General features: G+C 41.7%; 11 protein-coding genes. 9 read left to right on the forward strand and 2 right to left on the reverse strand.

What is annotated here, in order from left to right; genetic code table 11:
* The first annotated feature begins 168 nt into the window (after window positions 1-168).
* Genes HMPREF2573_RS00065 through HMPREF2573_RS00075 form a run of 3 tightly spaced genes read left to right on the forward strand, consistent with a single transcriptional unit; the run spans window position 169 to window position 2,658 of the window.
* Window positions 169-921 (forward strand): ABC transporter permease, encoded by a 753-nt coding sequence (locus HMPREF2573_RS00065; protein ID WP_003660214.1) that lies wholly within the window; start codon window positions 169-171, stop codon window positions 919-921.
* 2 nt (window positions 922-923) lie between these two features.
* Entirely contained in the window at window positions 924-1,907 is a 984-nt protein-coding gene (locus tag HMPREF2573_RS00070) for an ABC transporter substrate-binding protein (protein WP_003660213.1), read from the forward strand.
* 10 nt (window positions 1,908-1,917) lie between these two features.
* Window positions 1,918-2,658 (forward strand): ABC transporter ATP-binding protein, encoded by a 741-nt coding sequence (locus tag HMPREF2573_RS00075; protein WP_003660212.1) that lies wholly within the window; start codon window positions 1,918-1,920, stop codon window positions 2,656-2,658.
* Between the two features lie 139 nt (window positions 2,659-2,797).
* Here the strand turns inward: HMPREF2573_RS00075 and HMPREF2573_RS00080 are convergent, their stop codons facing one another.
* A complete protein-coding gene (locus HMPREF2573_RS00080) occupies window positions 2,798-3,367 on the reverse strand; it encodes a septal ring lytic transglycosylase RlpA family protein (protein WP_003660210.1) in 570 nt (189 codons plus the stop codon).
* Between the two features lie 473 nt (window positions 3,368-3,840).
* Here HMPREF2573_RS00080 and HMPREF2573_RS00085 point away from each other — a divergent pair, with 473 nt between their 5' ends.
* From HMPREF2573_RS00085 to gloB, 4 genes are all read left to right on the forward strand, one after another.
* Window positions 3,841-4,593, forward strand: coding sequence for a D-Ala-D-Ala carboxypeptidase family metallohydrolase (locus HMPREF2573_RS00085; RefSeq protein ID WP_003664900.1), 753 nt, complete (start codon window positions 3,841-3,843; stop codon window positions 4,591-4,593).
* Window positions 4,594-4,622: 29 nt separating this feature from the next.
* On the forward strand, window positions 4,623-5,363 hold the full coding sequence (locus HMPREF2573_RS00090; protein WP_070472089.1) for a hypothetical protein: 741 nt from the start codon (window positions 4,623-4,625) through the stop codon (window positions 5,361-5,363).
* Window positions 5,364-5,462: 99 nt separating this feature from the next.
* Window positions 5,463-6,554: a 3-phosphoserine/phosphohydroxythreonine transaminase gene (serC, locus tag HMPREF2573_RS00095; protein WP_070472092.1), complete on the forward strand. Its 1,092-nt coding sequence runs from the start codon at window positions 5,463-5,465 to the stop codon at window positions 6,552-6,554.
* A 95-nt stretch (window positions 6,555-6,649) separates the two neighbouring features.
* Entirely contained in the window at window positions 6,650-7,441 is a 792-nt protein-coding gene (gene gloB / locus HMPREF2573_RS00100; RefSeq protein ID WP_003662498.1) for a hydroxyacylglutathione hydrolase, read from the forward strand.
* A gap of 157 nt (window positions 7,442-7,598) precedes the next feature.
* Here the strand turns inward: gloB and HMPREF2573_RS00105 are convergent, their stop codons facing one another.
* Window positions 7,599-8,075: an Lrp/AsnC family transcriptional regulator gene (locus tag HMPREF2573_RS00105; protein WP_003660200.1), complete on the reverse strand. Its 477-nt coding sequence runs from the start codon at window positions 8,073-8,075 to the stop codon at window positions 7,599-7,601.
* Between the two features lie 194 nt (window positions 8,076-8,269).
* Between HMPREF2573_RS00105 and leuA the strand changes: the two genes are divergently transcribed.
* Together leuA and HMPREF2573_RS00115 are read left to right on the forward strand one after the other, a co-directional pair.
* Window positions 8,270-9,982 carry a 2-isopropylmalate synthase gene (leuA, locus tag HMPREF2573_RS00110; RefSeq protein ID WP_070472094.1) on the forward strand — a complete coding sequence of 571 codons (1,713 nt, stop codon included), beginning with the start codon at window positions 8,270-8,272 and terminating at the stop codon, window positions 9,980-9,982.
* A 391-nt stretch (window positions 9,983-10,373) separates the two neighbouring features.
* Window positions 10,374-10,780: ESPR-type extended signal peptide-containing protein (locus tag HMPREF2573_RS00115; RefSeq protein ID WP_255360624.1), on the forward strand; the 407-nt coding region annotated here is incomplete at its 3' end.

The following is a 10,780-nucleotide window of genomic DNA, read 5'->3' on the forward strand; positions in this document are numbered from 1 at the left end:
TTTTAACTTGGGTATTGTTTTTTAACAATACCTAATATTTAAACCTTGGCAAATCTAGCTTGCCAAGGTTTTTATTGAAATAACCAAACATGCCGCATTAAGTTTTTAGTTTTCACGGTTGGGTGGGTATGCTAAAATAGCCTATTATCTGATTTTTATAGCCGATTTATGCACCATTTGATCACATTGATTCGCCAATACAGCTTAGTGCTGATTATTTTGGTCATTTGGCAATTTGTGGTGGCAGTAGGTATACTGCCAGATTATCTTTTGCCAAGTCCTTGGCAAATTCTACACGCACTCATTGATGATGCCAAACTTTTGGCACATCATGCCAAATACACTTTAGCCACCGCCTTTATTGGCACTGTTATTGGCCTAGCGTTAAGTTTTGTGTTATCAATTTTGATGGATCTATCACGCAATTTTCGCCAAAGTGTGTACCCACTGATACTACTGAATCAGACCATTCCAACCATTGCTATCGCACCACTTTTGGTCATTTGGCTTGGCTATGGTATTTTACCTAAAGTGGTTTTGGTCGTGTTATCCGTGTTTTTTCCGATGACTATTGCACTGCTTGATGGCTATCGTTCTGTTAGTACGGATGAGTTAAATTTATTTTACTCCATGAAAGCCAACATTTATCAGACTTATCGGCATCTTAAGATTCCCTCGGCAATGGGGTATTTTTTTACAGGTCTTAAAGTTGCACTCAGCTATGCACTGATTTCAGCGGTGGTGGCAGAATGGCTTGGGGGATATTATGGTTTGGGTGTGTATATGACCCGAGTGCGTAAATCCTATGAGCTTGATAACATGTTTGCGGTCATTTTTTTGATCAGTTTTTTGACATTGGCGTTAATCGCATTGGTGAAATGGCTGGAGCGTCATGTGCTTGATTATCAATATAAGGAATAATGATGAAAATATTTTGTTTTCGACCACTGGTTGGCGTTGCCTTGGTAGCCGTATTAGCCTCATTAATGACTGCTTGCTCAAATGGGCAATCAGGCAATGAGCCAAAACTTCAAGAGTTGATTATTGCACTAGACTGGGTGCCAAACACGAATCACACAGGGCTATATGTCGCACTTGATCAAGGTTATTTTAAAGAAGCGGGTTTTGATGCTAAGATTGTGCAACCAAGTGAGGACAGTACTTCAACTTTGGTTGCAAATAAGCGTGCAGATTTTGGTGTTTATTTTCAGCCAAATATGGTTAAGCGTCTAAATAAAGGAGAACCAATTACTGCCGTGGCGGCGATTACACAGCACAGCAGTGCAGGACTGTTATCGTTAGCCAAGCTTGGTGCAGATAAGCCCCAAGACTTGCAGGGTAAGCGTTACTCAACATGGGAAGATCCTGTTGATGATGCCGTGGTTGAACAGATTGTTGGCACGCCCCTTAAGAAAATCCCTGGTGAATCTACTGATGCAACGACTGCACTACGCATGAATCAGTTTGATTATATTATGGCGTACTACAGCTGGGATGGCATCCATGCAGATATTAAAGGCGTGGATACAAACTTTTTTTATTTAAAAGATGCTGATCCAATTTTTGACTATTATGCCCCTTTATTAATTGCAAATAATGATGAGCTAAAAAATCACCCTGAAAAATATAAAAAGGCACTGGCGGCAATCAAACAAGGCTATCTATACGCCGCTCACCATCCAAATGAAAGTGCTGAAATCTTAGTTAAGTATGCACCAGAGATTAATGTAGAGCTTGCCAAACAAAGCCAAGCGTATATCTCGCCGCAGTACCTTGATGAACAAGGTGATTGGGGACGATTTGACTATGATCGTTGGGATCGGTTTTTTAATTGGGTTTATCGCAAGGGTTTGATGAATGAATTTACGCCAAAATCAGGTGTGACCAATGATTATTTAACTCAATAATCTATCGCTTATGCACCCAAAGCTTGAATTTAAAAATATCAGTCATGCGTTCACCACGAATGCAAAGACGCCATTATTTGATGGTCTGAATCTTAAAGTCGCCCAAGGTAGCGTGGTTAGCATCGTTGGGGCAAGTGGCGTCGGTAAAAGCACGCTATTTAATATCGCTGCTGGTCTGATTTATCCTAGCCATGGGCAAGTAATGATCGATGGTAAGAATGTTACAGGCACATCTGGGTATGTGGGCTATATGCTCCAAAAAGACTTATTACTGCCCTATAAAACGGTTTATGATAATATCGCTTTGCCATTGATGTTGTCGCATAAAACCAAGCAAGAGATTGCAGCACAAATTCAGCCTAATTTGACAATTTTTGGGCTAGATGGGCTCACTAAAAAATATCCCAATCAGCTATCTGGTGGTCAGCGTCAACGAGTCGCATTACTTCGCACCTATTTATCCAATCGTGAACTGATGCTACTTGATGAGCCATTTTCTGCTTTGGATTTTGTGACTAAGGCGGATATGCATGAGTGGTTTGGACAGTTTCGCCAAGCCAATCAGCTGACTTGTTTGATTATCACGCATGATATTGATGAAGCCATTTATTTATCTGATGAAGTTTATGTATTAAAAGGCATGCCAGCGATGTTTACGCATCATTTTTGGGTACCTAAACAGCGGGATTTTTATCAATCTACTGAATATTTAACCCTAAAACAGCAAATTTTAACCGCCATTCGATATTAAGCATGCGTTTGGGCAAAATTTAACTTCAGGTTTTTCTAAAATTGTTTTTCTAAAATTAATACAAAAAAACCAGCTTTAGCAGCTGGTTTTGGATATCTTGATAAATAATCAAAATGATTAATATAAATAATCAAGATGATTAATCAATACGCTCAATGGTTACATTACCAACATTACCAGTCATACCAATGGCTTGGGCAGCACCATAAGACAAATCAAGCACACGATTGGTTTTGGGTCGATCGTTGATTTTGACGACCACAGATTTACCATTATCACGATTGGTCACTCTGACATGGCAATTCATTGGCAGGCTACTGTGTGCTGCCGTTAAGGCATTCATATCAAAGGTTTCGCCACTGGCAGTTTTACGACCATGAAACTGACGACCATACCATGAAGCGATGCCATTTTGTTTGAACTTATTGACAGTGCTTGAAGCGACTGCGGTCAGACGGTCAAGCACAGGAATATCTTCATCGGTTTTTTTGGATTTGGTGGATTGAGCAATCATTGGACTGTTAAGCGCCAAAGAGGCAGGTTGACGCGCTGATTTGACCAAGCTTGACGCATTATTATGCTGCGTGGTGAGCTGCTGTAGTACATTGTCGATATTGGCAGGGCTATTGCCAGCTTGTGCATTCATGCTTAAACTTGCAGTTAAAGTAATGCTCGCTAATCCAAGTAAAGATTTGCTCACTGTTTTCATGGTTACACCTTTAGTATTGCATACTCTGACAATAATTGAGAAAATCTCAACATACTGACCAAAATATGTACACAAAAATGTACAAATAGGCACAAATCAGAGTCAAAACATTATGTAAAATACCACTTTAAAAGATCAATGCAGTATCAATAAAAATTAATAAAATAAAAGGCTCATTGATGTTGTGTGCATCAAATACCTTATCTTAGCACTATTTTTTGAAATTACAAGGCTAATTATTCACCGTTTTGGCTGATATTGATCAAATTTTGTACAAAATATGGGCAAATGTTCAAAAACAACTGCTTGGAGAAATCATCATCTGATTTCATTTAATACAAAATCTAAATACCAAAACAGGTATTTATAATTGATATTATTAATAATATCTTTATAATATTGGGCTGACTGACCAAATTTAAAGTAATTAGGTATTGTTTTGACGATAAATCAAATAATTTGGTGATAAATTGATGAAAAATTTTAATCAATACTTTATAACTACACTTATCAGCAGTATGCTGGTTGCATGCAGTGCACCCATACCAACCAATCCACAAGTATCCCCAATAAAAACGCCATCGGTACTGATTACTAAAGATAAAATCGGTGATCATCATACACATGAGCACGATGAATCTGTAAGCCATGTCGGTTTGCAGGCACATTTTGAGACTTGGCTACAGATGCACCATGCCACCAAACAAGAGGTAGTTAGGTATCAGGCGTATTTACAATCAAGACTTGGTAATTATCTGCCACCAATGAGTCAACTACTAACGACTGCACGGTCATGGCAGGCATGTGGTCATGAACCTTATCAGCTGCCACCAGAACATCTTTGGGGTCAGATTGTACCAACATTGCACTTGTATCAAGATCTCAAAAGTAGGGGCATATTGCCAGCAAATACCCAAATTCGCTCAGTTTATCGCAATCCTGAACTCAACCAATGTGCTGGTGGTGCAGCTATGAGTAAGCATTTGACCAATAGTGCCATTGATATTTGGGTGCCTGACCTTGAAATAAAAAGCCAGGCACTGTATGAGCTTCAAAACCGCCTATGCCAATATTGGCTAGAGCATGGCGAAAACCAAAATTTTGGGCTGGGTTTATACGCCACAGGGGCGATTCATTTGGATACCCAAGGGTTTAGAAAATGGGGTGCTCAATTTTCTGAAACAAACTCTATTTGTCGTCATGTCTTACCAAAAAATAAGCTATAATTATTGGCTAATTTTGAGCGGTATATCGTATGTTGCCAACACGCCTTATTCAAAATCGTCATATCTTAACGAAACTTGGTATCACCATATGGGCATCAAAATATGCTGATGTGACGACGCTACCATCTGCCCATCAGCCACCACCGCAGAAGGGGGTGCCGAAAGCACTGGCCCAACAAATTCCAACCCAGCAAAATCCAAATGCCCAAACGCAGTTAGCATCAACACCCGTCACACATCGCCCAAAGCAGGTCATTGATACACCGCCAAACCCCAAGCAAACCAAAACATCTCATCTAACATTACCGCCACATCATGAAGTTTTGGATATCCATCAGTCGTCTTTTGCAGCCAAGTCAATTGAATATCATTTGAAAGTGATGATATATCGCAACTGGATAATGATGGCTGATGTCGATGCTTTGGACGCAGCAGGGCATGAACTTTGGCTGTCGTTACATCGGTCGCTGACTCGGCAGGCAAAACAGCAGCAGCTGACATTGGTCAGCAGGCAATTTGACTACCCATTATTTGAAGATGATCTGACAGGTGATTCTGTTTTTTTGGCAAATATCAGCCTAAGAGGGTTTATATTTGGGTGCATGCGTGAATCTGGTCAGATAAAATACCTTGCACCATTGACAGCTTTACCTGATTATTTGGATTTGCAAAGTATTCAAAATTTAACACTTATTAGCGATTATCACATTGACCAAATGTTGCTAGATGGCACGACAAAAAAAGCATTTTGGCAAGCGTTGCACCGTTGAATGATGATTTTCATTGATGAAATTTTAAATACAACCAAATGCCATAAAGTTTCATGCTATACTATGATAAAAATTTAGGCATTTTTTAAGGATAATCATATGACTCGTTTTGCCAATTTTTGTGCAGGTCCCGCCAGTATGCCGACCGCCGTCCTTGAGCGTGCTCAAGCTGAAATGCTTGACTGGCAAGGTCTTGGCACATCGGTGATGGAGATTAGCCATCGCAGTACAGATTATATTGAGATGGCTCAAAAAGCCGAGGCAAATTTACGCAAGCTCATGGGTATCAGCGATGAGTACGCTGTGCTGTTTTTGCAAGGTGGTGCAACGCTACAATTTTCAGCAATTCCGCTAAATCTGATGAATGGTGGCGTGGCGGATTATCTTGAGACAGGTACATGGTCAAATAAAGCCTATAAAGAAGCCAAGCGTTATGAAGCGTTGGGTCTTGGTCAAGTCAATTTGGTGGCGGCGGGCAGTCAGACACAGTTTAGCGACATACCAGACCCAAGCACTTGGCAGCTTACCAAGGGGGCAAGTTATTTTCATTATTGCCCAAATGAGACCATTCATGGTGTTCAGATGTTTGATGTGCCGAAGGTTGATACGCCCATCGTGGCAGATATGTCATCGTGCATTTTATCTGAGCCGATTTCGGTGGATAAATTTGGTCTCATCTATGCAGGTGCTCAAAAAAATATCGGTCCAGCAGGATTGACTTTGGTCATCATTCGTAAAGATCTGTTGGAGCAAGCCAGCGAATACTGTCCGATGGTGATGAATTATAACAATCAGCATACCAATGATTCTATGCTCAATACGCCATCAACTTATGCGTGGTATTTATCAGGCCTTGTGTTTGAGTGGCTGCTTGAGCAAGGTGGCATTGAGGCGATTGCAAAAGTCAATCACGCTAAGGCAAAAACGCTGTATGCCGCCATTGACGGTAGCGATTTTTATCATAATGCAGTCAATCCAAACCATCGTTCAATCATGAATGTACCGTTTCATTTGGCAGATGACAGTTTGGATAAGCGATTTTTGGAAGAATCCAAAAAAGCAGGTTTGCTAAACTTAAAAGGTCATCGTGCGGTAGGTGGTATGCGTGCCAGCATTTATAATGCCATCACACTTGAGCAAGTTCAGGCACTGACGGCATTTATGGCAGAATTTGAACGCAGATACGGCTAAGCATACCCAAATTTTTATGGTGATTTGGTTATTAAGTCCAACGATGCTATCAATATTTAGCACGCCCTAATATTATCCAAATTTTAAGGTAAGAGATGAGTGATTGTCGCATTCAAGCAGTTTTGGCATTTGAAGATAATTATATTTGGCTCATTGAAAATCAAATGACCACAATTATCATTGACCCAGGCAGCAGTCAAGAGGTGCTGGCGTACTTACAAAAAAATCAGCTGACGCCCAGTGCAATTTTGGTGACGCATCATCACGATGACCACACAGGCGGTGTCAGAGACTTGCTTAGTCAATATAAAAACTGTGCTTTATACGCACATGCCAATCATGGTTTTGATGATATACCCAAAGTCAATTTGGTCGATGAAGGCGATCATTTTGCGGTTGGGGACATCTGCTTTCAAGTGTGGCATACCGCAGGTCATACCGATAGTCACTTAAGCTATGTGACGGAGATTGACCAAAAAACGCGCGTATTTTGTGGCGATACGCTGTTTAGTGCAGGCTGTGGGCGAGTGTTTACAGGCACGATATCGCAGTTATTTGCCAGTATGAAGCGTTTTAATGACATGGATGAGCAGACCGTTTTTTATCCTGCCCATGAATATACCGTATCAAATTTAAAATTTGCCAAAAGTGTGGCTTTGGACGAACATCAAGATGCCATCAAGCACGCCACTCACATCGCAATCACACAGCGACAAAATAATCAAATGACACTGCCTGTTAGCTTAGCACACGAACGCCAAATTAATGTCTTTTTACATGCTTGTGATGATAATAAAGCCAAACAACTTGCCAATCAGCATGGATTAAATGATAATTCGGCGTTGGCGGTATTTAGATGGTTGCGTGAACAAAAAAATCATTTTTAAACTTAAAGCGTGCCTGCCTTTGGTTTTTTGGATAAAAAGTGTTGACCGATTTTTATACAAATTTCATGCAACAATGGACAAAAATCTAGGCTCTAGGCATGCCTTAATACTCTTATAAACCCATCATTTAGAATGGATATGCCCAAACTCTTAAGCGTCAAATGGCGGAACGATGAAACACCTCTCTTAAAACAAAACTGGTATGTAGCTGGCTTACGCCCTCAATTTTACTGAGCCGATGTAATAAAAACTCTTCATAATGACGCATGTCTTTGACCAATACTTTCAGTAAATAATCTTCACTGCGTCCTGTCACAACGCTACAACTGACCACCTCGTCAAAATTTTGGATTTGGCTTTCAAATTCATAAAATCGCTCAGCGGTATGCTTGTCCATGCTCACCGCAACATAGACCGATAAAGCGTAGCCAAGTGCCGTAGGATTGGTAGCAGCGTGATAGCCTGTGATAACGCCAATATCCTCAAGGCGTTTGATTCGGCGGATGGTGGGCGTGGGCGACAGATGAATCTGTTCGCTAATCTCTGCGATGGATAATCGGGCGTCATCGGTCAGTATACGCAGTATTTTTTGATCGGTTGTATCTAAGTCGGTCTGTTTGGCGACATGGCTCATATGGATTATCCAAAGAATAGCGATAAAATTAGTTATTTTTACTATATATTAGCATATTTTTAGCACAATCCTCTAAAATATCTTATAATGACTATCAAAATAAGTAAAAATTACCATACGATATTTGATACAATTGAACCATCAAAATCGTTACCATTCAATATCTAAAAGTCAATGAACTTTTTGGAGCTTTTATGCCACACATTACCCCAAAAAACCCTGCGTTTGATTTTAATAAATATCAGCCGTTTGCATTTGCCCCTAAGCTTGAAAACCGTACTTGGCCCGATAAGACCATCACCAAAGCCCCAATTTGGGCAAGTGTTGATTTGCGTGATGGCAACCAAGCCTTGATTGATCCGATGACCATCGAACAAAAATTAAAATTTTTTAAACTGCTTGTAGAGATTGGCTTTAAAGAAATTGAAATCGGTTTTCCGTCAGCGGCACAAGTTGAGTTTGATTTTACACGCCGCTTGATTGAAGAGGGTCTTGTACCTGATGATGTCACCTTACAAGTCTTGGTGCAGGCGCGTGAGCATTTGATTGATCGAACCTTTGAGGCACTCAAAGGCGCACGCCGTGCGATTGTGCATGTGTATAACTCCACCTCAAAAGTGCAAAGAGATAAAGTTTATCAGATGGATAAAGCCCAAATTAAACAAATCGCTATCGATGGTGCGACCATGCTGCGTGATAAAGCAAAGCATTATCCAGAGACGCAGTGGGTGTTTGAATATTCGCCAGAAAGCTTCAGCCAAACCGAAACCGATTATGCCGTTGAGGTGTGTGATGCGGTCTGTGAGATTTGGCGGCCTGACACTGGGCAAGCAGTGATTTTAAACTTACCTGCCACTGTCGAGGCATCGACGCCAAATATCTATGCCGACCAAGTGGAATATTTTTGCCGACATCTAAAAGCACGCCCGCATGTTACCATCAGTCTACATACGCACAATGACCGTGGCTGTGCTGTGGCGGCCTCTGAGCTGGGATTGATGGCTGGGGCTGATCGCATCGAGGGTACACTTTTGGGTAATGGCGAGCGTACGGGCAATATGGATATTTTGGTTATGGCGATGAATCTGTACACCCAAGGCATTGACCCAGAGCTTGATTTAAGTCAGGTCAGCGACATTGTACAAATTGTCAGCGAATGTAACAATCTGCCAGTACATCCACGCCATCCTTATGTTGGCGAACTTGTCTTTACGGCATTTAGTGGCTCACATCAAGATGCCATCAAAAAATCTTTAGATTATAATGAAAAACACCCCGAGACCCAGCAGCATTGGGATGTGGCATATCTGCCCATCGACCCAATACACATCGGTCGAGGCTATCAAGATGTGGTACGGATTAATAGCCAGTCAGGTAAGGGCGGTGCTGCGTATATCTTGCAGCGGCACTTTGGTTTTAATTTACCACGCTGGACACAGATTGACTTTGCCCGTGTGGTGCAGGCTTATGCAGAAAGTATGGCGCGTGAACTAAAAACTGATGAGCTGCTTGAAATTTTTACCCAAGCGTATCTTAAGCAAGATAAATTCCGCCTAAGCGACTATACCATCAGCAATAAAGGCGATGCTGTCAGCTTCCAAGGCCAAGTGGCGACGCCCAAAGCGGTGTTTGAGGTGATTGGTCAAGGCAATGGTGCGTTATCTGCGTTCATTGATGGCTTGGTGAAATCCACAGGCAGACAGATTCATGTCACCAATTATGCCGAACACGCCATCGATAACAAAACCCATCAAAAAACCGATACGGATAACCAAACCGATGCCGCCGCTGCCGCTTATATCCAGCTGTCGGTAGAGGGGCAGATTTATTCAGGCATCGCCACTTGCCATAGCACCGTATCCGCCATGCTAAAAGGTGCGTTATCCGCTTTGGCACAGGCGTGGTAATCTGACCCAATCAAAATCCTGCATGATGGCAGGATTTTTTTATTTAGTGGGCTGCCCAACAATGATGATCATCAGCATGTGAGCAAATGACTGGCGTAAATGACTGATGAGTGTCTATTTAATGAAAGATATCAATATATAAAAGTTGACTATAGCGATGCAATACAGTAAAATTTGTTACGGCTAAACATAACGACGGTCCAAGATGGCGGATATCGCCATTTACCAACCTGATAATCAGTTTGATAGCCATTAGCGATGGCATCAAGTTGTGTTGTTGTATTGTCATATAAACGGTAAATTTGGTTTGGTGGATGCCCCATTTGATTTACCGCCCCCCTAAAAAGGGAAGGGGGGGGGGGAGACCCCAGTCATTTATTAGGAGACTAAGATGAATAAAATTTATAAAGTGAAGAAAAATGCCGCAGGTCACTTGGTGGCATGTTCTGAATTTGCCAAAGGTCATACCAAAAAGGCAGTTTTGGGCAGTTTATTGATTGTTGGGGCGTTGGGCATGGCAACGACGGCGTCTGCACAAGCAACCAACAGCAAAGGCACAGGCGCGCACATCGGTGTTAACAATAACAACGAAGCCCCAGGCGATTACTCTTTCATCGGTAGTGGCGGTTATAACAAAGCCGAAGGCAGATACTCTGCCATCGGTGGTGGCTTGTTTAACGAAGCCACAAACGAGTACTCTACCATCGTTGGTGGCGGTTATAACAAAGCCGAAGGCAGATACTCTACCATCGGTGGTGGCAGTAACAACGAAGCCACAAACGAGTACTCTACCATCGT

The sequence above is a fragment of the Moraxella sp. HMSC061H09 genome (genome assembly GCF_001809255.1).
Classification (GTDB): domain Bacteria; phylum Pseudomonadota; class Gammaproteobacteria; order Pseudomonadales; family Moraxellaceae; genus Moraxella; species Moraxella catarrhalis.